General features: G+C 68.8%; 23 protein-coding genes. 12 read left to right on the top strand and 11 right to left on the bottom strand.

Annotated features, from left to right (window positions below):
- Nucleotides 1-34: 34 nt before the first annotated feature.
- A complete protein-coding gene (locus tag OG947_RS13655; RefSeq protein ID WP_328812078.1) occupies nucleotides 35-1,258 on the top strand; it encodes an alkane 1-monooxygenase in 1,224 nt (407 codons plus the stop codon).
- On the opposite strand, the gene OG947_RS13650 is transcribed toward OG947_RS13655, so the two are convergent.
- Complete coding sequence (locus OG947_RS13650; RefSeq protein ID WP_328812077.1) at nucleotides 1,259-1,987, bottom strand: mycothiol-dependent nitroreductase Rv2466c family protein; 729 nt, start codon at nucleotides 1,985-1,987, stop codon at nucleotides 1,259-1,261.
- 22 nt (nucleotides 1,988-2,009) lie between these two features.
- Nucleotides 2,010-3,338 (bottom strand): ROK family transcriptional regulator, encoded by a 1,329-nt coding sequence (locus tag OG947_RS13645; RefSeq protein WP_328812076.1) that lies wholly within the window; start codon nucleotides 3,336-3,338, stop codon nucleotides 2,010-2,012.
- A 319-nt stretch (nucleotides 3,339-3,657) separates the two neighbouring features.
- Between OG947_RS13645 and OG947_RS13640 the strand changes: the two genes are divergently transcribed.
- Nucleotides 3,658-4,545: a TauD/TfdA dioxygenase family protein gene (locus OG947_RS13640; protein WP_056442310.1), complete on the top strand. Its 888-nt coding sequence runs from the start codon at nucleotides 3,658-3,660 to the stop codon at nucleotides 4,543-4,545.
- A gap of 20 nt (nucleotides 4,546-4,565) precedes the next feature.
- Nucleotides 4,566-5,333, top strand: a complete 768-nt coding sequence (locus tag OG947_RS13635; RefSeq protein ID WP_027506342.1) for an SDR family NAD(P)-dependent oxidoreductase — start codon at nucleotides 4,566-4,568, stop codon at nucleotides 5,331-5,333.
- 22 nt (nucleotides 5,334-5,355) lie between these two features.
- Here the strand turns inward: OG947_RS13635 and OG947_RS13630 are convergent, their stop codons facing one another.
- Together OG947_RS13630 and OG947_RS13625 are read right to left on the bottom strand one after the other, a co-directional pair.
- Nucleotides 5,356-6,537 (bottom strand): L,D-transpeptidase, encoded by a 1,182-nt coding sequence (locus tag OG947_RS13630; RefSeq protein ID WP_328814023.1) that lies wholly within the window; start codon nucleotides 6,535-6,537, stop codon nucleotides 5,356-5,358.
- A 37-nt stretch (nucleotides 6,538-6,574) separates the two neighbouring features.
- Entirely contained in the window at nucleotides 6,575-7,663 is a 1,089-nt protein-coding gene (locus OG947_RS13625) for a UDP-N-acetylmuramate dehydrogenase (protein ID WP_328812075.1), read from the bottom strand.
- A 103-nt stretch (nucleotides 7,664-7,766) separates the two neighbouring features.
- Here OG947_RS13625 and OG947_RS13620 point away from each other — a divergent pair, with 103 nt between their 5' ends.
- From OG947_RS13620 to OG947_RS13605, 4 genes are read left to right on the top strand one after another with little or no spacing between them, the layout of a single operon-like run.
- The gene (locus OG947_RS13620; protein WP_328812074.1) at nucleotides 7,767-9,359 is read left to right on the top strand and encodes a Rieske 2Fe-2S domain-containing protein; all 1,593 of its coding nucleotides are present in this window, start codon (nucleotides 7,767-7,769) and stop codon (nucleotides 9,357-9,359) included.
- A gap of 9 nt (nucleotides 9,360-9,368) precedes the next feature.
- Nucleotides 9,369-9,887, top strand: coding sequence for a DUF2505 domain-containing protein (locus OG947_RS13615; RefSeq protein ID WP_056441577.1), 519 nt, complete (start codon nucleotides 9,369-9,371; stop codon nucleotides 9,885-9,887).
- Nucleotides 9,888-9,909: 22 nt separating this feature from the next.
- A complete protein-coding gene (locus OG947_RS13610; protein WP_027506337.1) occupies nucleotides 9,910-10,413 on the top strand; it encodes a DUF2505 domain-containing protein in 504 nt (167 codons plus the stop codon).
- Between the two features lie 54 nt (nucleotides 10,414-10,467).
- Nucleotides 10,468-11,259, top strand: a complete 792-nt coding sequence (locus OG947_RS13605) for a class I SAM-dependent methyltransferase (protein ID WP_373428253.1) — start codon at nucleotides 10,468-10,470, stop codon at nucleotides 11,257-11,259.
- Here OG947_RS13605 and pabB read toward each other — a convergent pair.
- Together pabB and OG947_RS13595 are read right to left on the bottom strand one after the other, a co-directional pair.
- A complete protein-coding gene (pabB, locus tag OG947_RS13600) occupies nucleotides 11,218-13,290 on the bottom strand; it encodes an aminodeoxychorismate synthase component I (protein WP_328812073.1) in 2,073 nt (690 codons plus the stop codon). The two genes, OG947_RS13605 and pabB, sit on opposite strands and share 42 nt — an antisense overlap.
- Before the next feature lie 15 nt (nucleotides 13,291-13,305).
- Nucleotides 13,306-13,881: a type IV toxin-antitoxin system AbiEi family antitoxin domain-containing protein gene (locus OG947_RS13595; RefSeq protein ID WP_222631959.1), complete on the bottom strand. Its 576-nt coding sequence runs from the start codon at nucleotides 13,879-13,881 to the stop codon at nucleotides 13,306-13,308.
- 114 nt (nucleotides 13,882-13,995) lie between these two features.
- Here OG947_RS13595 and OG947_RS13590 point away from each other — a divergent pair, with 114 nt between their 5' ends.
- Nucleotides 13,996-14,733 (top strand): LmeA family phospholipid-binding protein, encoded by a 738-nt coding sequence (locus tag OG947_RS13590; protein ID WP_027506333.1) that lies wholly within the window; start codon nucleotides 13,996-13,998, stop codon nucleotides 14,731-14,733.
- On the opposite strand, the gene deoC is transcribed toward OG947_RS13590, so the two are convergent.
- On the bottom strand, nucleotides 14,730-15,407 hold the full coding sequence (deoC, locus tag OG947_RS13585) for a deoxyribose-phosphate aldolase (RefSeq protein ID WP_328812071.1): 678 nt from the start codon (nucleotides 15,405-15,407) through the stop codon (nucleotides 14,730-14,732). The two genes, OG947_RS13590 and deoC, sit on opposite strands and share 4 nt — an antisense overlap.
- 75 nt (nucleotides 15,408-15,482) lie before the next feature.
- Here deoC and purU point away from each other — a divergent pair, with 75 nt between their 5' ends.
- Nucleotides 15,483-16,373, top strand: coding sequence for a formyltetrahydrofolate deformylase (purU, locus tag OG947_RS13580; protein ID WP_328812070.1), 891 nt, complete (start codon nucleotides 15,483-15,485; stop codon nucleotides 16,371-16,373).
- Between the two features lie 13 nt (nucleotides 16,374-16,386).
- Here purU and OG947_RS13575 read toward each other — a convergent pair whose 3' ends face one another.
- From OG947_RS13575 to OG947_RS13565, 3 genes are read right to left on the bottom strand one after another with little or no spacing between them, the layout of a single operon-like run.
- On the bottom strand, nucleotides 16,387-16,980 hold the full coding sequence (locus OG947_RS13575; RefSeq protein WP_328812069.1) for a class I SAM-dependent methyltransferase: 594 nt from the start codon (nucleotides 16,978-16,980) through the stop codon (nucleotides 16,387-16,389).
- On the bottom strand, nucleotides 16,977-17,993 hold the full coding sequence (locus tag OG947_RS13570) for an alpha/beta fold hydrolase (RefSeq protein ID WP_027506329.1): 1,017 nt from the start codon (nucleotides 17,991-17,993) through the stop codon (nucleotides 16,977-16,979). Before OG947_RS13570 ends, OG947_RS13575 begins: the two co-directional genes overlap by 4 nt.
- Nucleotides 17,990-18,943: a MerR family transcriptional regulator gene (locus tag OG947_RS13565; RefSeq protein WP_328812068.1), complete on the bottom strand. Its 954-nt coding sequence runs from the start codon at nucleotides 18,941-18,943 to the stop codon at nucleotides 17,990-17,992. Before OG947_RS13565 ends, OG947_RS13570 begins: the two co-directional genes overlap by 4 nt.
- A gap of 76 nt (nucleotides 18,944-19,019) precedes the next feature.
- Between OG947_RS13565 and OG947_RS13560 the strand changes: the two genes are divergently transcribed.
- The 3 genes from OG947_RS13560 to OG947_RS13550 all read left to right on the top strand — a co-directional run bounded on the left by OG947_RS13560 (nucleotide 19,020) and on the right by OG947_RS13550 (nucleotide 21,036).
- Complete coding sequence (locus tag OG947_RS13560) at nucleotides 19,020-19,499, top strand: DUF2975 domain-containing protein (protein WP_027506328.1); 480 nt, start codon at nucleotides 19,020-19,022, stop codon at nucleotides 19,497-19,499.
- Nucleotides 19,499-19,711, top strand: coding sequence for a helix-turn-helix domain-containing protein (locus OG947_RS13555; protein ID WP_027506327.1), 213 nt, complete (start codon nucleotides 19,499-19,501; stop codon nucleotides 19,709-19,711). The genes OG947_RS13560 and OG947_RS13555 overlap by 1 nt, the downstream gene beginning before the upstream one ends.
- Nucleotides 19,712-19,779: 68 nt before the next feature.
- Nucleotides 19,780-21,036, top strand: coding sequence for an Nramp family divalent metal transporter (locus tag OG947_RS13550; protein WP_222649812.1), 1,257 nt, complete (start codon nucleotides 19,780-19,782; stop codon nucleotides 21,034-21,036).
- Here the strand turns inward: OG947_RS13550 and OG947_RS13545 are convergent, their stop codons facing one another.
- Nucleotides 21,037-21,330, bottom strand: coding sequence for a DUF2516 family protein (locus OG947_RS13545; protein ID WP_027506325.1), 294 nt, complete (start codon nucleotides 21,328-21,330; stop codon nucleotides 21,037-21,039).
- Nucleotides 21,331-21,364 lie beyond the last annotated feature (34 nt).

Here is a 21,364-nt window from a genome sequence, read left to right as displayed (position 1 = left end):
CTGAGCAGCGTCGACTCGTCGGTAAAGTTCCGTCGTGACCGAAACACACCAGCGCTCCATCTCGCCGAAGACGGGCGAATGGCGTGACCTCAACCGGTACTACTGGCCGTGGGCTCTCATCGCTCCAATGCTTCCGCTCATCTCCGTGGGCATCGTCTTCGGACTGCAGTGGTGGGCACCGGGAGTGTCACAGGTCGCGTGGTGGTCGGGTCCCCTGTTCCTCTACGTCGTGGTCCCCATCGCGGATCGCATCGTCGTCCCGTTCGACGAGAATCCGCCCGAGGATCTGGTCGAGTCTCTCGAGGCCGACTTCTGGTATCGCGGCTGCGTCTACGCCTACATCCCCATGCAGTTCTTCGGCATCGGGCTGTCGTCCCATCTACTGACGGCCGACGACCTCTCGTGGCTCGGGCTCGAGAACGGCCTGTCACTCGCCTCGAAGATCGGCGTGGCGCTGACCATCGGACTCGTCGGCGGCATCGGCATCAACACGGCCCACGAGCTCGGTCACAAGAGGGTCGAGTACGAACAGTGGCTCTCGCGCATCGTGCTCGCGCAGAGCTTCTACGGGCACTTCTACGTCGAACACAATCGCGGGCATCACGTCCGGGTCGCCACTCCGGAGGATCCGGCGAGCTCGCGTCTCGGTGAGACCCTGTGGCAGTTCTACCCCCGCAGCGTTCTCGGCGGATTCCGTTCCGGGTGGGCACTCGAGCGTGATCGTCTGCACCGCACCGGGAAGCGCACCTTCTCCTTCTCGAACGCGAATCTCACCGCCTGGCTCATGAGCCTCGCCCTGTGGGGTGCGCTGGTCGGCGTGTTCGGTGTCGAACTGCTGCCGTTCCTGGTTCTGCAGGCGGTGTACGGGATCTCGCTGCTCGAGGCCGTCAACTACCTCGAGCACTACGGGCTGCTGCGGCGCACCAAGGAGAACGGACGCTACGAGCGCTGCACTCCGGAACACAGCTGGAACAGCGACTACGCCGTCTCCGACATCTTCCTCTACCACCTGCAACGACACAGCGACCATCACGCCAACCCCACGCGCCGGTACCAGGTGCTGCGGAGCATGCCCGAATCTCCGCAGCTCCCAGCGGGTTACGCGCCACTGATCCTCGTGTCGTACTTCCCGTTCCTGTGGCGGGCGCTGATGGACAAGCGCGTGGTCGCGCACTACGACGGCGACCTCCGGCGCTCCAACATCCAGCCCGCGAAGCGGGAGAAGTACCTCGCGAAGTTCCCCGCGCCGACGCGGTAGCTACTTCTTCCGGCGCCGACTACCGCCGTGCCAGTCCTGCTGCACGCCCGCCTCGTCCTCGCTCACACCGAGAGCCCGCAGCTGGGGTAGCTCCCGCAGACTGCGCTTCAGCTCCGCGAATCCCGGGAACCGTGCCAGTCCCACGACGTGGTCCCACAACTCCACCGCGTCGTCGTCCGACGGGAGCCGGCTGATGACCGGGCCGAAGAACGCCACGCCCTCGGGCGGCTCGACGTGGATGATCGGTGTTCCGACGTCCTTGCCCGTGAGCGACAGCGCCTCGTCGGTCGACGCCTGGATCTCCTCGTCGAACGACGTGTCGTCCAGTGCCCGGACGTGATGCTCGGGCAGGCCGAGGCCGGCGAGGATCGGTGCGAGGAACTCGGCCGTTCCGCGGTGCGCGTGAGCACCGGCCTCGTCGGGCACCGGCTCCGCATCGAAGATCCGCGCGCCGAGCGCGGCGTACAGCGGGCCCATCGCCTCCCGGCCGTGCTCGGCCCGCACGCTCGCGGCAGCCCGGAGCAGCCGGAGCCCCGCAGTGTGTCCCGCCTCGTACTCCGGCGGGAAGTGCGTCGCGTAGTCGATGTGCGCGTTGAGTTGTCGCAGGGAGATGAAGCTCCAGTCGACGATGTAGTCCCGTTGCGCCTGGACGAGGCGGACCCACCTGCTGGTCATCCAGGCGAACGGGCACACCGGGTCGAAGTAGAACCGGAGATCGGGTGCTGTCATGTCCGCAGTATTCCCCGTGCGATCAGCGTTGAGCGTCGATCTTCCGCATCGTCACCACGGGATCGGCGTAGAGCGAGCCCAGGGACACCGCCGCCGCAGCGTGGTCCTGCACGCGCTTGCCGAAGCTGGTGACCCGCACTCGCCGCGACGTCGCGACCGAACTGGAGGACTCGAACGCGGCCTCGACGCGCTCCATCGCCGCCGGATACGCGGTGAACGCCTGACCGCCCACCTGCACGCTGTCGGGGTTGACGACATCGTGCACCAACGCCAGTGCGCGACCCAGCGCATCGGCGCGGTCGTTCAGAAGTCCCTGTGCCACAGTGGAACCCGTGCGCGCCGCCAGGTACACCGCAGCGATGGAACGCTCCGACTCGTCCAGCAGTCCGGCGCGCTGCGCCGCGGCCACGACGGCCCGATCGCTCACGGTCGCCTCGAGGCATCCCGTACGCCCGCAGTCGCACACGGCGTCCGAGCCGGTCGGTAGATGAGCGATCGACCCCGGACCGCCCGCGGGGGTGTGCACCCGACCGTCGATGGTCAGCGCCAACCCCGTCATCTCCCGCGCATAGAAGTACAGCGACGTACCCGGCCGGCCGCCGACAGACCCACCGGCCTCCGACCTTCCCGCATCCTCGGGGGCCGACTCCGTCGCGAGCAGCAACTCCGACGCTGCCATCGCCTCGACGTGGGGCGCCACGGCCACCACGGCACCGAGCCGCTCGCCCAGGACCGCGCCCACCGGGGCGTCGGACCAGGCGAGGCGAGGGTGATCGACGGTGCCCTTCTGCACGTTCACGCGGCCACCGATGGCGACACCCACGAACAGGATGCGGCGCCGGTGCCACCGTGCGGCGAAGGACGCGGCACTCTCCGCGATGGAGCGCAGTGCGCCGGCGTGCGGGCCGGAGGGTGTGGCGATCTCGACGCCGCCGAGCACGGTGCCGCGCAGGTCGACGGCGACGATGCGCGTGGTGGTCGCGCCGATGTGCACCCCGAGGGTGCACTGCCCCTCGTGGTCCACCTCCACCGGAACGCGGGGACGCCCGACGGCGCCGGACGTGGACAGATCGGCACGCTCACGCAGCAGCCCTGCGGCGATGAGCGCACTGACGTGGCGGTTGACGGTGGCGGTGCTGATGCCGGTGGCCGAGACGATGACGTCGCGCGACACGGGGCCGCGCTGCACCACGGCGCGCAGGACGACGGCGGCCGGAGTGTCGCTGACGCGCAGTTCGGGCGCGACGACGCGCGCCGGCCTCGGCCGGTGGGGACGTCCGTACGGGGACCGCGCGGCGGAACCCGGCGTACGAGGAGCAGAACTCTGGGCGAGAACGGTGGGGGCAGACATGGGAATCCCTCGAAAGCGAGACGGATGGGCCGGGAGCCTGGGAACGAGGCCGGTCACACCCGATCGTCGGACCTCACATGGAGGTCGTCCGTCGACGCGCGATCAGACTCGTGAGAGACCGCGTCGACAACAGAGTTCGCGAGCGAGAGGCAGACGGGAACCGAGCGCGGCGGTCACATACGTGACCCGCGGTGCGGACTTCCTCGCTGGTGCCATGACCGAAAAGTAGCACCGATGTCGCCGCGCTGCAGAATCGCCTGTTTCGCTCGAGGTGATTCGAAGGGTGGACAACCTGCGACTTCGGCATCACAGTGGGCCCATGAAGACCGTGAAACTGGGCGCGAACATCGGCGCACGCATCGACGACGTGCAGATCGGCGGCGATCTCCCGGACGAGATCGTGCACGAGATCAACGAGGCGCTGCTCGAGCACGAGGTCGTGTTCTTCCGCGGCCAGCATCACGTGGACGAGAAGGTGCAGTACGCGTTCGCCGAGCGGCTCGGGATCCCCACCACCCCGCACCCCACGGTCCGGTCGCGCGGAACCCGCACTCTCGCCATCGATTCCACGTACGACAAGGCGGACAGCTGGCACACGGACGTGACGTTCGTCGACCGCGTGCCGAAGGCGTCGATCCTGCGGGCCGTGCACCTGCCCCCGTACGGCGGCACCACCACGTGGGCGTCGGCGACCGCCGGCTACGAGCAGCTGCCGCCCGCGATGAAGGCCCTCGCGGAGTCGCTGTGGGCCGTGCACACCAACATCTACGACTACGCGGCGACCGCTGCCGAGAAGTCCGTCACGTCGACGGCCGAGCGCTACCGCGCGGAGTTCCGCAGCGAGTACTTCGAGGTCGAGCATCCCGTGGTGCGCGTGCATCCCGAGACGGGGAAGCGCGCGATCCTGCTGGGCCACTTCGCCAAGTCGTTCCCGGGCCTCTCCTCCAAGGAGTTCCGCGCACTCTTCGAGCTGCTGCAGGACCGGGTGACCCGCCTGGAGAACACCATCCGGTGGTCGTGGGAGCTCGGCGACATCGCCATCTGGGACAACCGGTCGACCCAGCACTACGCCGTCTCCGACTACGACGACCAGTACCGCCGCCTCGAGCGCATCACCCTCGCGGGCGACGTTCCCGTCAGCGTGCAGGGCGAGTACTCGCGCGTCGTCGCCGGCGACGCGTCGGGCTACAGCGCGATCGCGAGCTGACGCGATCTAGCCTGGTTCCCATGACCAGCGTTCCGACGACACCGTCGACCCAGACCGACCGCCCCACCGCCGTCGTCACCGGAGCCAGCTCCGGGATCGGCGCCGCCACCGCGCGGACACTCGCCGCCGGCGGCTATCACGTGGTCGTGGGCGCCCGCCGCGTCGACCGCCTCGAGGCACTGGCCGAGGAGATCGACGGCACCGCCCTCGCCCTCGACGTGACCGACGAGGACTCCGTCGCGGCCTTCACCTCGGTGCTGCCGCGTGTGGACGTCCTGGTGAACAACGCGGGCGGCGCGAAGGGCCTCGCCCCGATCCTCGAGGCGGACCTCGACGACTGGCAGTGGATGTGGGAGACCAACGTCGTCGGCACGCTGCGCATGACCAAGGCGCTGCTACCCAAACTGATCGAGTCCGGCAACGGTCTCGTCGTGACCATCACGTCCATCGCCGCGTTCGAGACGTACGACAACGGCGCCGGATACACCACGGCCAAGCACGCACAGGGCGTGCTGCACCGGACGCTCCGCGGCGAACTGCTGGGCACGCCCGTCCGTCTGACCGAGATCGCTCCGGGCGCGGTGGAGACGGAATTCTCTCTCGTCCGCTTCGACGGGGACGAGGAGAAGGCCGCGAAGGTCTACGAGGGCATCGACCCGTTGGTGGCCGCCGACATCGCCGAGGTCATCGGCTTCGTGGCGTCCCGCCCCTCGCACGTGAACCTCGACACCATCGTCGTGCGCCCGCGCGATCAGGCCCCGAACGGCCGTTTCAGCCGTCGGACCTGATTCTCACGCGGCAGTCCGACTCTCACGCGGCAGTCAGGGCGCTCATGCTCTGCCATGTGGGCCAGTCGATCGCCCAGTCGTAGATGTCGCCGTCCGCCGCCGAGAGATCGATGCGCGTGCCGGTGACCTCGACGGGGTCACCGTAGACGGCCATCTGGAAGTACGTCTGCGCGTCCTCGGTGGAGAGGTTGATGCAGCCGTTGGTCACGTTGGACGAGCCCTGCACTCCCGTGGTCAGCGGATTGGCGTGGATGAACTCGCCGTTGTTCGAGATGCGGGTGGCCCACCGTTCCCGCACGTTCTCGTAGTACGGCGGGTTGGACATCAGGAAGTCCTCGTACTTCTCGGTGACGACGTGGATGCCGCTGCGCGTGACGTTGCGGTCCTCGTTGCCCTCGCCGTAACTCACCGGGATGTCCATGACGGTCTGGCCGTCGCGGACCACCTGCATGCGGTGACTGGTCGCATCGGCGACGACGACCTGGCTCCGACCGATGGTGAAGTTCACCGTGACGTCCGAGTCGCCGTAGGCGCCGCCGCCGTAGTTCACGCCGTAGAGCTTCGCCGACACGTCGACGGTGGTGCCGGGGGCCCAGTAGTTCTGCGGACGCCAGTGCACGCGGGACCCGCCGTCGTCGGGCAGCCAGGCCCACGAGCCGGCCGTCGGCGGATTCGTGGTCACCGTCAGCGCCTTCTCGACCGCCTTCTTGTCGACGATCGCGTCGTCGAACTTCAGGATGATCGGCGCCGCGACACCGACCTCCTGGCCGTCACCGATGTTGGTGGAGACCGACGTGATCGACTGCGGCGCCACCGTGCCGAGAGTGCCCTCGACCGGCACCGGCTTGCCGTCGCTGCCGACTGCCGTCCCTGCCCACGTGTAGACCGCGTTGTACCCGAGGGGCTCGGTGACGGTGAACGTCGTCTTCGCCGGGTCCAGCGTTCCCGCGACGGCGCGGCCGTCGGCGGTGGTGAGCGACACGGCCTCGAAGGTGCCGTTCGCGACCGAGACGGAGATCGGAGCGGTGGGTGAGACGTCGGTCGCACCGGCCGCCGGTGCGTAGGTCACCGCCGCCACGGGCGCGGCCTCGGTGGTCGGCGCGGCGCTCTCCGAGGACCCGGGTGTGCCGGAGCACCCCGCGACCAGCGCGATCACGAGTGCCAGCACGGCCAGGACGGCTGCGTACGGTGTTCTCCCCTGCATCTTCACGGGGACGACGTTACCTGTGGCAACAGACCGATCAGTCGAGCGTGCAGTTCACCAGGCGACACTCGGGGGTCAGCGTGATGCCGTACTTCTCCTGCACACCCGCGCGCACGTGTGACGCGAGGGCGGTGACGTCCGCTGCACTCGCGCCGCCCCGGTTGGTGACGGCCAGGACGTGGCGGGTGGAGAGGGTGGCCCGTCCGGTGCCGACGCGCTCGCCGTACCCGCGGGAGAACCCGGCGTGCTCGATGAGCCAGGCAGCACTGAGCTTGATGCCCTTCGGGTCCGTGAACTGCGGCGATCCGAGTGCCTCGGGCGGTACGGACGACACGATCGGGTTCAGGAAGAAGGACCCGACACTCCACGAGTCGTGCTCCGCCTCGTCCCACACCATGCCGCGATCGGTCCGCAGAGCGATCACGGCATCGCGCACCTCGCGCGCCGAGACGCTCTCTCCGATGCGCACGCCGAGCCGCTCGGCGAGCGCCGCGTAACGCACCGGCGCCGACTCGTCGCTGCGTCGGAGCGCGAACGTGACATCCACCACGACGTAGCGATCGGTGTACTTGAAGGCCGACGAGCGGTGCGAGCCGAATCCGCAGCGTGCGTTGTCCCACACCTCGACCTCCCCGCTCTCCCGGTCGAGCACCGTCACCGACTCGAGCCAGTCCGAGGTGGAGGCGCCGTACGCGCCGACGTTCTGCACGGGCGTTCCGCCGGTGCTGCCCGGGATGCCGGAGAGTGCCTCGATGCCGGCGAGCCCGTGATCGAGCGCGGTGCGGACGACCAGATCCCACTCGACTCCGGCGTCCACGTGCATCCTGGTGCCCTCGACCCGGAGCCCGGACGTCGCGACGCGGACGACGGTGCCGTCGAAACCGTCGTCTCCGACCAGCAGGTTCGAGCCGCCGCCGATGACGAGCACCGGAGTTCCGGCCGCGTCGGCGCTGCGTACGGCGTCGACGAGCTCCTGCGAGGTGGTCGCCTCGACGAGACGTCCGACGGGGCCACCGACGTGGATCGTGGTGAGGTCGGCGAAGGACACGGGGCGGTGCGCGGCCGTCGCGGAGCCGGGATCGCCGGTCTCCGGAGCCGTCGCGGACTGGAGGGGACTGCTCGTCACGGGGGTGAACGCTACCCGGCGCTGCCCCCGCCTCGTCGTGAGCACCGGGTGTGCACGCCTACCATGGTCACCGAACCAGGTTCCATATTTCGGGAGGATTCACGTGCAGGTCACCAGTGTCGGACACGCGGGATTTCACATCCAGACGTCTGCGGGGTCCATCCTGTGCGATCCGTGGGTCAACCCCGCGTACTTCGCGTCCTGGTTCCCGTTCCCCGACAACTCCCAGCTCGACTGGGACGAGCTCGGCAACTGCGACTACCTGTACGTCTCGCATCTGCACAAGGACCACTTCGATCCGAAGCACCTGGCGAAGCACGTCAACAAGGACGCGGTCGTGCTGCTCCCCGACTACCCGGTGCCGGACCTGCGCACGGAGCTCGAGAAGCTCGGTTTCACCTCGTTCTTCGAGACGACCGACTCGGTCAAGCACACGGTGTCCGGCCCCAAGGGCGACCTCGACGTCATGATCGTGGCGCTGCGCGCTCCTGCCGACGGACCCATCGGCGACTCGGGTCTGGTGGTGAGCGACGGTGAGACCACCGCGTTCAACATGAACGACGCCCGGCCGGTCGACCTGGACATGATGACCGAAGCCTTCGGCCACATCGACGTCCACATGCTGCAGTACTCCGGCGCCATCTGGTACCCGATGGTCTACGACATGCCGCAGCGCGCCAAGGACGCGTTCGGGACGCAGAAGCGGCAGCGTCAGATGGACCGGTGTCGGCAGTACATCGAGCAGGTCGGCGCCACGTGGGTCATTCCGTCCGCAGGTCCCCCGTGCTTCCTCGACGACGAGCTGCGCTCGCTCAACGACGTCTACGGCGATCCGGCGAACATCTTCCCCGACCAGATGGTGTTCCTCGACCAGATGCGCCGCCACGGCCACGACAAGGGCCTGCTGATGATGCCCGGAACCACGGCGGACTTCGCGGGTTCCGACCTGAACGAGCTGGCGCACCCGCTGCCCACCGACGAGGTGGAGGCCATCTTCACCACCGGCAAGGCCGACTACATCGAGGCGTACGCGCAGCGTCAGGCCGACGTCATCGCGGCCGAGAAGGCGTCGTGGGCGACCGCAGCCGGCGAGCCGCTGCTGGGACCGCTGCGCGCGCTGTTCGAGCCGATCATGGCGCAGACCGACCAGATCTCCGACGGCATCGGCTACCCGGTGGAGCTGAATCTGACGGGCAGGCCGGAGGCCGGTCGACCTCCGGTGGCTGCCGACAGAGTGGTGCTCGATTTTCCGAAACGCATCGTGCGCGAACCGATCCAGGACGAGAAGTTCCGCTACACGTTCGAGATCCCGGCCGAGCTGGTCCGCACGGTGCTGCGGGACGGGGAGTCCGACTGGGTCAACTCGATCTTCCTGTCGACGCGGTTCCGGGCGAAGCGGGTCGGTGGCTACAACGAGTTCCTGTACACGTTCTTCAAGTGCCTCACCGACGAGCGCATCGCCTACGCGGACGGCTGGTTCGCCGAGGCACACGACGACACGGCCACCATCGTCAAGGACGGCTGGGAGATCCAGCGGCGCTGCCCGCATCTCAAGGCGGATCTGTCGAAGTTCGGTGTCATCGAGGGCACCACGCTCACGTGCAATCTGCACGGCTGGGACTGGAACCTCGAGACGGGCAAGTGCCTCACGTCGAAGGGCCACCCGCTGCGGTCCGAGCGCGCCGCACAGAGTTAATCTCAGCTCATGCCACGCAGGTTCGATCACACGGTTCCGTCCACGCTCGCCGCGTCCGACGTCCACGCCGCCCTCACCACCGAGCAGTACTGGACCGATCGGCTCGAGGCCGTCGGCGGCCCCAAGGCACAGCTGAACGACGTGACCGTCGCGGGCGACGACGCGGACAGCCGCACGGTGTCGGTGTCGATGACCCAGGCCATCGCGGAGGAGTTCCTGCCCGGCGCCATCACCAGCATCCGCCCGGGCGATCTGATCATCCACCGGACCGAGTCGTGGGGTTCCCTCGACGCGCAGGGCGCCTCGGGCACCTTCGAGGCCAAGGTCGAGGGCGCCCCGGCGTCCATCACGGGCACCCTGGCACTGCGCTCGAAGGGCTCCGCATCGAGCCTGACGGCAACGGGTCAGGCCGAGGTCAAGGTGCCGATCTTCGGCGGCAAGATCGAGCAGGCGGTCATCGAGCAGGTTCTCGCGCTGATCGACGCCGAGCAGGAGTTTACCGACACCTGGGCGCCGGAGCACCTCTGACTCACCGGTAACCTCATCGACCATGGCACGTCGCATGAACTACTCGGCTCGTCTCCCGTTCACCACAGAGCAGGTGTACGGGGCGCTGACGACGCGTGACTACTGGGACGCGGTGATCGAGGAGCTGCGCAAGTACTCGGAGAACGAGCTCACGCGCTTCGAGGTCACGGCGGACGGTGTCGACGTGGTCATGCGGCACATCATTCCGCGCGACACGCTGCCCGACGTCGCGCAGGCGGTGATGAAGAAGGACATGGTCATCACCCGCAACATCCATCACGACGCGTACTCGGAGACCACCGCCGGGAAGTACGACGCGTCGATTCCCGCCGGCCCGGGCAGCCTCACCGGCACGACGTCCCTCTTCGCCACCGAGGCCGGCTCCACGTTGCGCACCACGTCCGAGGCCAAGGTGTACATCCCCTTCATCGGCGGAAAGCTCGAACAGTTGATGCTCGTCAACCTCGTCGATCTGTGGCGGGGCGAGGGCGAGGTCACGCACGACTGGCTCACGAAGAACGCCTGACCGGCGGGTAGGCCGGAAGCCGGTCGGGATGAGCGGAACGAACTGCTGGGCACTGTGATCTCCCGGATCGGTCCCGAGGGTGTGGTCACTCGAGGGACGACCAACATCAACCGGTTGCGGCGCAGTGATCGCCGGCTGGTGCACGATCCCGACGTCCGAGCGTTGCTCCGCGGCGCGACGCGTCCTCTGGTCGTCGACCTGGGCTACGGCGCCAGTCCGGTCACCACTCTGGAGTTGGCCGCGCGACTGCGCACCGTCCGTGCGGACGTCGCCGTCGTCGGGCTGGAGATCGAGCCGTCCCGCGTCGTCCCCGATCGGGACGGTGTCTCCTTCCGCCGCGGCGGCTTCGAACTCGCAGGACTGCGGCCACACCTGGTGCGCGCGTTCAACGTGCTGCGTCAGTATCCCGAGGACGCGGTACCGGGTGCGTGGGCACGCATCACCTCCGCTCTCGCGGACGGCGGCCTCCTCGTCGACGGCACGTGCGACGAACTGGGGCGTCGGGCCACGTGGGTCACCGTGGACGCGTCGGGACCGCGCAGTCTGACCATCGCGTGGGATCCGTTCACGGTGGAGCGGCCGTCGGACATCGCGGAGCGGCTGCCGAAGGTCCTGATCCACCGCAACGTCGCGGGCGAGCGCGTGCACGAGGTGCTGCGGGCGGCCGATCGGGCGTGGGACGTGGCGGCGCCGCTGGCACCGTTCGGACCCCGCGTGCGGTGGCGTGCGGCGCTGACAGCCCTGGCGGCGCAGGGACTTCCGGTCACCGTGCCGCGCCGACGACTGCGGGACAACGTGCTCGCGTTACCGTGGTCGGCCGTCGCTCCCGCCGAGGACACGCAGTAGTGCGTCGGCCTTGAGGTGCATCTCGTCCACCTCGTCCTGCGGGTCGGACAGCGAGACGACGGCGCCGCCCGTTCCCACCGACGCCCGGCCGTCCGCGAGCACCACGGTCCGGATGACGATGGACAGGTCCGCCGCGCCGGTGAGCGAGAACCAGCCCAGCGCACCGGAGTACACGCCGCGCGGCCCGCCCTCGAGGCGGTCGATGATCTCCATCGTGCGGCGCTTCGGGGCGCCGGTCATCGATCCGCCCGGGAACGCCGCGCGCACACAGTCGACGGCCGAGAGCCCCGGGCGCACCCGACCCTCGACCGTCGAGACCAGTTGGTGCACATGGGTGTGGCTCTCCACGTCGAAGAGCACCGGCACGTGCACCGACCCGGGCACGCACACCTGATTCAGGTCGTTGCGGACGAGATCGACGATCATGATGTTCTCGGCGCGGTCCTTCTCGCTCGTCGCCAGGTCGAGGCGCGCGGCCGCGTCCTCCGCCGGCGTGCGCCCGCGAGCCCGAGTTCCCTTGATGGGCTTGGAGTCCACGACGCCCGACGCCGTGATCCGCAGGAAGCGCTCCGGTGACGCGCTGAGTATCGCCAGCCCGGGGAATCGCAGGAACGCCGCGTACGGGGCGGGACTGGCGCGCCGCACCGCGAGGTAGAGGTCGGCGGCGTCGCCGTCGAACGGCACGCTCATCTCGTTGGTCAGACAGATCTCGTAACTCTCCCCCATCGTGATCTGCTCCAGGCAGTCCGCGATCGCCGCGCGATACGCGCCGTCGTCGTGCCGGGTGTCGATCACCGACGGCAGCGCGCCGAGGGGGGTGTCGGACACGGCCGGGCGACCGCGCTCCGAGCGGGGCAGCGCGGTCACGGCCGCGGCCGTCTCGTCCAACCATCCGAGCGCCGCGGTGTCGTCGCCACCGACGAGTGTGAGGGTGAGCAGATAGGTGCACCGATCGCGGTGGTCGAGTGCGATGAGTCTGTCCACGAACATCATTCGCGCATCGGCCGTCGGTGACGCATGCGCCGCCGCTCCGCCCGTCTCGGCCTTGAGTTCGTAGCCGAGGTGACCGACGTAGCCGAGGGCGAAGTCGAACGGCACCGCGGGCACCCGGTCCACGGCCCGCGCCGCGATCTGTTCCCCGAGGTGGTCGAGGAACGACGTGACCGTCTCCTCGGTCGTGCCGTCGGCGGTCGTCGTCGTCACGCACGAGGTGGCGACGTCGTACGACACGTCCTCCGCCAGTGGGCCGTCACCGGGTCCGAGGTAGGAGAACCGGGCACTGCCGTCGAGCTCGGCGCTCGAGTCGAGCCAGAACGTGGACCGTCCTCGTAGTGGGCGCGCCACCTCCTCGGGGTCCGGTAGAACGTCGAGACGGCGCACGAGCACCCGGTAGCGGGGGTCGCGCACGACCGGGTCACGCGGCGCCACGGTCGGCGCGGAGGTGTGGGTGCTCGGGCGGGCGTCCCGCGCGAGGTCGAGAAAGTTGGCGATCACCTGCAGTCCACGTTCCGTGCCGATCGACTCGGGATGGAACTGCACTCCCCACAGCGGCCGTGACCGATGACGCAGCGCCATCATCACCCCGTCGTCGGTCCACGCCGTCGCCTCGAGCTCGTCGGGCAGGGCCGTGACGGTGAGGGAGTGATACCGCACCACGCGCAGGGGCGACGGCAGGCCGGCGAAGAGATCGGTGCCGTCGTGCCGCACGTCGGACATCCGGCCGTGCATGGGCTCGGGTGCCAGATCGACGACGCCACCACAGCTGTCCGCGATGCCCTGATGCCCCAGACACACCCCGAGAAGCGGCAGACCACCGTCCCGGATCATCCTGCTGCTGACGCCCATGTCGGCCGGGCGACTCGGGCGGCCCGGGCCTGGCGAGACGACGACGGCGTCCACCCGGTCCAGCGGGAGGGAGGACCACGGGACGTCGTTGTGCACGACGATGGGGGCGGTGCCGGACACCTGCTCCAGGTACTGGGCCAGGTTGTGGGTGAACGAGTCGTAGTTGTCGATCAGCAGCGTGCGCATGAGAGGAACATCCTCTCAGCGCAGCGCCGTCTCCACCCGCTCGGCCACCCGGTCACCGCACTCCACAGCCTGCTCGAAGAGGTCGTCGACGACCAGTCGTCCGAGCACCAGACCGTCGGCGACCACTTCGTCGAGGGTGAACTGCGAGATGCCGCCCGCCGCGAGATCCAGCACGGTGCGGACCGGCGTCGTCATGCGGAAGGCACCGGAGAGCTCGATGTCCGCGCCCGTCAGGCGTCCCCGATGGATCGCGAGGCGCTGGTCGTGCGCTCGCGCCGTCCCACTGACCCGGACGTGGACGAACTGCGGGTGCAGGCTGCCCATGCCGTGCAACTCGGCCGCACTCTGGTGGGAGATCACCGCGGTGGCGCCCAGCCACACGCACCACTTCGAGTACTCCTCGAGATCGTGGCTCGGCCAGTCCGACAACCGGAGCAGATCGGTCTCGACCCGCGTCCAGGATCCGTCGGCGACGTGCGCCTCGATCTCGGACGGCAGATACCCGGCATCGAGCGCGTGAGCTGCGGTGAAGTACCCGTCCTGTTCGGCGACCACGCCGTCCAGACGTTCCGCCACATCGTCGCCCGCCATGCTCGAAGAGCCTACGTGGTTGTGTCACGCGTCACAGAGAAATGGCGCTGTCGCCGTGCACCCGATCGGCCGGTCCACAGAGGAACCTCAGAGATGTCGTCCACACTGTCTCTCATGACTCACGACACCGCACCCAGACGACGCTCCCGGGTGCCTCTCATCGCCGGAGTGCTGGTCATCGTCGTCATCGCGGCACTCGTCGGCGGCGAGTTCTATGCCCGCAACCGCGTCGAGAACTGCCTCACGACCCAGTTCGAGAGCGAACTCGGCTCACAGATCGACGTCGGCCTCGGCCTGCAGCCCGTCCTGTTCTCCCTCGCGACCGAGAAGTTCTCGTCCGTCGACATCTCGAGCGACGACACGAAGTTCGGGCCCGCACAAGACATGCAGGTCCAGGCGACCGTGAACGACGTCGACCTCACCTCCACGGACACCACGTCCGGTCAGATCGGCAGCAGTTCGGCCGACGTCACGTGGTCGACCGGCGGCATCCTCGCGACCCTGCAGGAGCAGGGAGTCGGCAGCGTCGTGTCCGGTGTGACCAGCGATCCCGCCGCCGGAACGCTGAAGTTCGCCATCGTCGGTGGACTGGCGGAACTCACCGTGAAGCCCGTGGTGCAGGGCGATACGATCGAGGTCCAGACCACGGACGCGTCGATCCTCGGCATCGGCATTCCCACCGACCTCGCGGACAGCGTCGTCTCGGTGCTCACGGACAGCCTGCAGGCGTACCCGCTCGGCATGACGCCGGACGCCCTCGAGGTGACCGACACCGGGATCCACATGACCCTCAGCGGCGGCCAGTACACGATCCCCGCCGCGCAGGGCGGTCAGCAGCAGGTCACCTGCTAGTCGGCGAAGCCGAGCAACACGCTGCGGGTCCCGGACAGGCCCAGTCGGGTGGCGCCGGCCTCGATCATCGCTCGGGCGGTGTCCGCATCGCGGATGCCGCCCGACGCCTTGACACCCAGGCGGCCACCGACGGTGCGGGCCATCAGACTCACGGCCTCCGTCGACGCTCCACCCGCGGGATGGAACCCCGTGGACGTCTTGACATAGTTCGCGCCGGCCCGCTCCGCCGCCCGGCAGCACTCGATCACCGCGCGCTCCCCGTCCGCCGACGCGAGCAGCGCCGCCGACTCGATGATCACCTTCAGGACGGCGTTCTCGCCCATCGCCTCCCGGACGGTGATGATGTCCGCCAGGACGGCGTTGAAGTCACCCTCCACCGCGGCGCCGACGTCAATCACCATGTCGACCTCGCGCGCCCCGTGCTGCACCGCCAGACGCGCCTCCGAACCCTTGATCAACGAGTGGTGCTTTCCGGACGGGAACCCCGCCACCGCGGCGACCACCAGGTCACCCGTGTCACGAACCGGGAGCATCGACGGCGACACGCAGACCGCGAGGACGCCCAGATCCTTCGCCTCCGCGACGAGCGCCCGGACGTCGGCGACCGTCGCCTCGGGCTTGAGCAGAGTGTGATCGACCATGCGGGCGACGTCGGTGCGCGTGAGGGTTGTCATGCGCTCCACCTTTCCAGACGGAGGCCGGTCGGGATCGGTCAGGAAGGGACGGGTGTCAGTGAGACAATGGCGCCCATGCCGCCCGAATCTCCACGCTCCGACTCTCGCCGCTTCGTCCTCACCCTGGGCTGCCCCGACCGCACGGGCATCGTCGCGCGCATCTCGACCTTCTTGGCCGATCTCGGGGGCTCGATCGTCGAGGCCGCCTATCACGCCGACGCGGACAGTGGCTGGTTCTTCACCCGTCAGGCCGTCGCGGCCTCGTCGATCGACATCGGAGTCGACGAGCTGCGCGCACGGTTCGCGGCGGTCGCCGCGGAGATCGGCCCGGAATCCGAGTGGTCGCTGCACGATTCCGGAGAGCGCAAGAAGGTCGTGCTCCTGGTGAGCAAGGAGGGACACTGCCTCCACGATCTGCTCGGGCGCGCCGCCGGCGGAGAACTGCCGGCGACCATCGAAGCGGTCATCGGAAACCACCCCGATCTCGAATCCGTCACGCGCGCACACGGTGTGCAGTTCCACCATGTTCCGTTCCCCAAGCACCCCAGCGAGCGCGGGACCTCCTTCGACGCGCTCCGCGACCTCGTCGACGGCTACTCCCCCGACGCGGTGGTGCTGGCGCGCTTCATGCAGGTGCTGCCGGAGTCGTTGTGCGAGCACTGGTCCGGGCGCGCGATCAACATCCACCACAGCTTCCTGCCGTCGTTCGTCGGCGCCCGGCCGTATCACCAGGCGTTCGCACGAGGGGTCAAGCTCATCGGCGCGACGTGCCACTTCGTCACCGCCGAGCTCGATGCCGGACCCATCATCGAGCAGGACGTCATCCGCATCGACCATGCGGACGCGGTCGCCGACATGGTCCGTCAGGGCCGGGACATCGAGAAGATGGTGCTCGCGCGCGGACTGCGCTGGCACCTCGAGGACCGTGTGCTGGTGCACGGCCGCAAGACCGTGGTGTTCGACTAGACGGCTGGTCGTATCAGGCAGCTGGGGTTCGACCCACCACGACGGTCTCGTTGTAGACGAACACCTTTCCCACCGGCCGCGGGAACGGGAACGAGGCGGACGTCGTGCGCTCGATGCCGGCGGCAGCGCAGAGGGCGAGCAGGTCGGCGGCGTCCAACCAACTCGTGTGCGTCGGGTCGCTGGCGAACCCGACTTCCTGCGGGCACACGATCATGACGACGGAGTCCGGCTGCAGACACGGCAGGTACTCCGTCAGCACCTCACCCTCCGCGCCCGGCGGCAGGTGCTCGAGCAGGTGGGCCATGAGCATGCCGTCGAAGCCCGTGTCGCCGAGGGCGTGGAACTCCTCGGGTGTGTATGCGGTCATGCCCTGCGAGCGGCAGAACTCGACGGACGCGACGTTGTGATCGACACCGACGCTGCCCGCGGGAAGGTTGCGCAGATTCCGGCCGATCCCGCAGCCGACGTCGAGAACGCGCCGCCCAGCGAGATGGCGTCGGATGTTCCACTGGTACGGAGCCTGCACGCGCAGAACGCGTTTCCACCGCGCACCCTGCAGCTCGCGCAGCCGCTCGGTGTAGGCGTCCCCTCTGGTGTCGTCGCTCATGCCGGCAGCTCCGCCAGCCGGACCAGCTCGGCGTCGAACTCCGCGATCGATTCCACCGAGCTCATGTGTCCGACACCGTCGAGTTCGAGGAACCGGCCCAGCACTCCGGCGCGGGAGAGTCGATCGGCGAGCTTGCGGGCGTGCACCGGCGGCGTCAGGCGGTCGCGAGTACCGACGATCACCGACGTCGGGACGTCGATGTTCTCCAGCGCGTCGTGAATGTCCAACGCGGACAGCGCCGATCCCCACATGCCCCGCGTTCGAGGGGAGCACTCGCGCACGATGCGTTCGCAGAACGCCACCTGCGCCGGAGTGGACTCGGCGCCCATCGTCACGTACTTCAGAGCACGAGCGGAGAACGGACTCGACGGGATGGGCAGTGCCGATCCGAGCACGCTCGACGCCACCCGCGCCGGCACCTGCGCGACACCGGGTGGCAACGGGATGACAGTGGTCTCGCGGACCAGACTGTCGGTGGCCGTGTTGGCCAGCAATATCGCCTTCACGTAGTGGCGCACCTGCGCGGGATACTGTGCCGCCCAACTCATCACGGACATGCCGCCCATGCTGTGTCCGGCGACGACGGCCTTGGTGTCCGAGTCGACCGTCGCGTCGAGCACCGCGGCGAGGTCGTCCCCCAGGACGTCGGCACCGAGTGGCCGGGTCCCCACCTCACTGGCTCCGTGCCCGCGCTGGTCGTACACGACGACGCGGTACCGTCCGGCGAGGTCGTTGATCTGCGGCGCCCAGAAGTCGGCGGAGCAGGTCCATCCGTGACTGAGGACGATCGGGGCGGCGTCCGGGTCGCCGTACTCGCGCACGTGCAGCGCGGCACCGTCCTCGGCGACGACCGTGCGCACCCGTGGGGTGAGCTCCGGACGCGCCAGCAGTACATCGGTGTCCGCCATCCGCGCCGAGGGCGGTGACGCCCGTCGAGTCGCCCGGATCGAGGCTGCACCGGCCACCGCGACCGCGGCCACGGCAGCGGTCACCACTGCACCACGAGTGTTCATCGGTCTCCTGTCCTGCTGCTCGAGCTGGTGCTCGCGCCGTTGCCGTCACTGTCGTCGGTGTCCGCCGTGGCGGCGTCGCCGCTGTCCTCCGTGGCGGCGTCGCCGCTGAGCGCCGTGGCGGCGTCGCCGCTGAGCGCCGTGGCGGCGTCGCCGCTGAGCGCCGTGGCGGCGTCGCCGCTGAGCGCCTTCTCCATCGCGTGCACGATCTCGGCGTCCATGGTCTCGGAGAAGAGCGCCTGCACGGCACGGCTGGCCAGCGGACGCAGGGTGGTGATGAGGTCCGCCATGGCCGAGAGCTCGCTGGGGTCGAGCGTGAACGGATCGGCGCCGCCCGGAACGAACCTGTCGACGACCAGACGCACGAACTGCTGGGACACGCTCGTCAGGTCCTGGTGGACGCGCTCGGTGCGGGACAGGATGTCCGGCAGCGCGAGACCCGCGTCGAACAGCACCTTGGCCGCGCGGACCAGGGCGGGGTTCTCGATGCGGTAGCCGTCCCCGTCGCGGGAGAAGACGTCGAGCGCTTCCGCACGCGTCAGATCGTCGTCGCTGATCCGTCCGTCGAACATGGTGTCGATCTCGTCGCGGGTCAGCCGCGCCGGGTGGTCGACGTTGGCGGCGCCGTCGGGATCCTCAGTGCCCAGGACGTCCTCGACGCGGAGTCCGTACTGCGCCGCGGTGAGGAGTTCGCTGATGGTGACGAAGGTGTAGCCACGGTCGAGCATGCGCGAGATCATCTGCAGCCGAGCGAGGTGCGACTCGTCGTACCAGCCCGTCCGACCCACCTTGCGCGGGGGCGGCAGCAGACCGCGGTCCTGATAGACGCGCACGTTGCGGACGCTCACGCCGGCTTCCCTGGCGAGGTCGTCGATCCGGTACTCGGTCAGGCCGACTCGGCGGAGATCCCGGGGATCACGCGAGCGAGCATCGTCGAGTGGGGAGTCCGGCACCCTCAGACCTTAACCCTGCCGTCCTCCCGCACCAGTACCTATTGATTTTCGATAGATCCTGACCGATACTCGATGCATGATCACGGAAAGACGCGTCGTCGCGACACTCAGGGTGTTCCTCGCCGGCCTGTTCGCCCTGCTCGTCCTGTTCCAGGTCATGTCGCTGCCGGGACAGTTCGCGCACATGGCCCGCGAGAACCCGGAATCCGCGTACCTCCGATGGCCCCTCACCGCGCTCACCATCTTCTGGGTGGTGTGCGTGCAGATCGTCGTCATCGCCACCTGGAAGCTGCTCACTCTCGTCCGCCGGGATCGCATCTTCTCCGGTGCCGCGTTCGTGTGGGTCGACGCGATCGTCCGCGCGATCGTGGCCGCCGGTGTGTCGCTCGGTGTCGTGTTCCTCGTCGTCGGGTTCCGCGCGGACGATCCGGGGCCCGTGCTCCTGCTGTTCCTGCTCTGCATGATCGTCGGCGTCGCCGCACTGCTGATGATGGTCATGCGTGCCCTGCTGCGGAAGGCGAGCGACCTGCGCGCCGACCTCGAGGGCGTCATCTGATGCCCATCGTCGTCCGCATCGACGTGGAGCTGGCCAAGCGCAAGATGAGCGTCGGCGAGTTCGCCGAGCGCGTCGGACTGACCCCCGCCAACGTCGCCGTACTCAAGAACGGGCGGGCCCGCGCGGTGCGGTTCAGCACCCTGGAGACCATGTGCCGGGTGCTGGAGTGCCAGCCGGGTGACCTGCTCGAATGGGTGGACGACGAGACATGATGCGGGTGCCCTAACTTATCGGTACGGCCCGGCGAACATGATCGCGCCGGGTGCCCTACACTTCCGTCATGGTCGACCGCATCGGAACTCGTCTACCCACATCCGGAGGCATCACTCCCGTCCGGCTGTTCACGCTGCTCGGCCCCGCGTTCGTCGCCGCCATCGCCTACGTCGACCCGGGCAACGTCGCCGCGAATCTCACCGCGGGCGCGCGCTACGGCTACCTCCTCGTGTGGGTACTCGTGGCCGCCAATGCGATGGCGGTACTGATCCAGTACCTCTCGGCCAAGCTGGGCCTGGTCTCCGGACGATCACTGCCGGAGATGCTCGGCGACCGCATGCGTCCCTGGCCCCGCCGGGCGTTCTGGGTGCAGGCCGAGGCCGTGGCGATCGCGACGGACCTCGCCGAGGTGATCGGCGGCGCCATCGCGCTCAACCTCCTGTTCGGCGTTCCGCTCTTCGTCGGCGGTCTCATCACCGGCGTCGTGTCGATGGTGATCCTGGCCGTCCAGTCACGGCGGGGTCAGCGCACCTTCGAGTTCGTCGTCATCGGCATGCTTGCCATCATCACGATCGGCTTCCTCACCGGCCTGCTGTTCACCGACATCGACGCGGGCGGTGTCGCCGGCGGTCTCGTACCGGGGTTCGACGGCTCCGGATCGGTCCTGCTCGCGGCCAGCATGCTGGGCGCGACGGTCATGCCGCACGCCATCTACCTGCACTCCGCGCTCGCCCGCGACCGCCACGGCGTCGAGAAGGACTCCGGCAAGCTCGACCGCCTGCTGCGCGCGACCAAGTGGGACGTCACGTTCGCGCTCATCATCGCCGGCAGCGTCAACATCGGCATGCTGCTGCTCGCCGCATCGGCGTTCCGCGGCGAGGAGGGCACCGACACCATCGACGGCGCGCACGCGGCCATCGAGAACAATCTCGGGCCCGCGGTCGCCGCGATCTTCGCCGTCGGCCTGCTCGCCTCGGGTCTCGCGTCGACCTCGGTGGGCTGCGCCGCCGGTGCCGAGATCATGAAGGGACTGCTGCAGAAGCGGATCCCGATCCAGGTGCGCCGCGTCGTCACGTTGATTCCCGCGCTGGTGGTCCTGGGTATCGGCGTCGATCCGACGCTGGCGCTGGTGCTGAGTCAGGTGGTGCTGAGCCTGTGCATTCCGTTCGCGCTGATCCCGCTGGTGCGCATGACCTCCAGCAGCGCGGTGATGGGCGCCCGCATCAACTCACGGACCACCGTGGTCCTCGCCGTCGTCACCACCGGCCTGATCGTGGCGCTCAACGCGGCACTGCTCTGGCTCACGGTCACCGGCCAGGGGTAGCTACCAGCGCGGTCCGCGCTGGATGTCGTCGACCTTGGGCCGCACGTCCACGAGGTACACACCGATGGCGACGACGGCGATGATGCCGACGAAGCCCACCACCGGGAAGACGAGCAGGATCAGCAGCGCGACCGCGAGAATGGCCACCCACCCCGGCTTGTTCAGCTTGTCCGCGGCGGTGAAGGCGTCGGGGCGCTGGCGGATGGCGTGGAAGAGCGCGAACGCCACACCCACCAGAGCGATGAGTTGCAGGATGTTCATGATCGCGCTGGTCGCGCTGTACGCCATGGGCATGCGGTCATCCTAAACGACACCGACCCCCGCGCTT

Origin of the sequence: Rhodococcus sp. NBC_00297, assembly GCF_036173065.1 — a bacterium.
In the GTDB taxonomy this organism is placed as follows: domain Bacteria; phylum Actinomycetota; class Actinomycetes; order Mycobacteriales; family Mycobacteriaceae; genus Rhodococcoides.
This window is presented reverse-complemented; position numbering and strand designations above follow the sequence as displayed.

Bases quoted from the DNA above. Each gene is read 5' to 3' on its own strand.
- OG947_RS13650 (WP_328812077.1), bottom strand. From the start codon at position 1,987: ATGACAGCACCCGATCTCCGGTTCTACTTCGACCCGGTGTGCCCGTTC.
- OG947_RS13645 (WP_328812076.1), bottom strand. From the start codon at position 3,338: ATGTCTGCCCCCACCGTTCTCGCCCAGAGTTCTGCTCCTCGTACGCCG.
- OG947_RS13640 (WP_056442310.1), top strand. From the start codon at position 3,658: ATGAAGACCGTGAAACTGGGCGCGAACATCGGCGCACGCATCGACGAC.
- OG947_RS13635 (WP_027506342.1), top strand. From the start codon at position 4,566: ATGACCAGCGTTCCGACGACACCGTCGACCCAGACCGACCGCCCCACC.
- OG947_RS13630 (WP_328814023.1), bottom strand. From the start codon at position 6,537: ATGCAGGGGAGAACACCGTACGCAGCCGTCCTGGCCGTGCTGGCACTC.
- OG947_RS13615 (WP_056441577.1), top strand. From the start codon at position 9,369: ATGCCACGCAGGTTCGATCACACGGTTCCGTCCACGCTCGCCGCGTCC.
- OG947_RS13610 (WP_027506337.1), top strand. From the start codon at position 9,910: ATGGCACGTCGCATGAACTACTCGGCTCGTCTCCCGTTCACCACAGAG.
- pabB (WP_328812073.1), bottom strand. From the start codon at position 13,290: ATGCGCACGCTGCTGATCGACAACTACGACTCGTTCACCCACAACCTG.
- OG947_RS13595 (WP_222631959.1), bottom strand. From the start codon at position 13,881: ATGGCGGGCGACGATGTGGCGGAACGTCTGGACGGCGTGGTCGCCGAA.
- OG947_RS13590 (WP_027506333.1), top strand. From the start codon at position 13,996: ATGACTCACGACACCGCACCCAGACGACGCTCCCGGGTGCCTCTCATC.
- deoC (WP_328812071.1), bottom strand. From the start codon at position 15,407: ATGACAACCCTCACGCGCACCGACGTCGCCCGCATGGTCGATCACACT.
- purU (WP_328812070.1), top strand. From the start codon at position 15,483: ATGCCGCCCGAATCTCCACGCTCCGACTCTCGCCGCTTCGTCCTCACC.
- OG947_RS13575 (WP_328812069.1), bottom strand. From the start codon at position 16,980: ATGAGCGACGACACCAGAGGGGACGCCTACACCGAGCGGCTGCGCGAG.
- OG947_RS13570 (WP_027506329.1), bottom strand. From the start codon at position 17,993: ATGAACACTCGTGGTGCAGTGGTGACCGCTGCCGTGGCCGCGGTCGCG.
- OG947_RS13560 (WP_027506328.1), top strand. From the start codon at position 19,020: ATGATCACGGAAAGACGCGTCGTCGCGACACTCAGGGTGTTCCTCGCC.
- OG947_RS13555 (WP_027506327.1), top strand. From the start codon at position 19,499: ATGCCCATCGTCGTCCGCATCGACGTGGAGCTGGCCAAGCGCAAGATG.
- OG947_RS13550 (WP_222649812.1), top strand. From the start codon at position 19,780: ATGGTCGACCGCATCGGAACTCGTCTACCCACATCCGGAGGCATCACT.
- OG947_RS13545 (WP_027506325.1), bottom strand. From the start codon at position 21,330: ATGCCCATGGCGTACAGCGCGACCAGCGCGATCATGAACATCCTGCAA.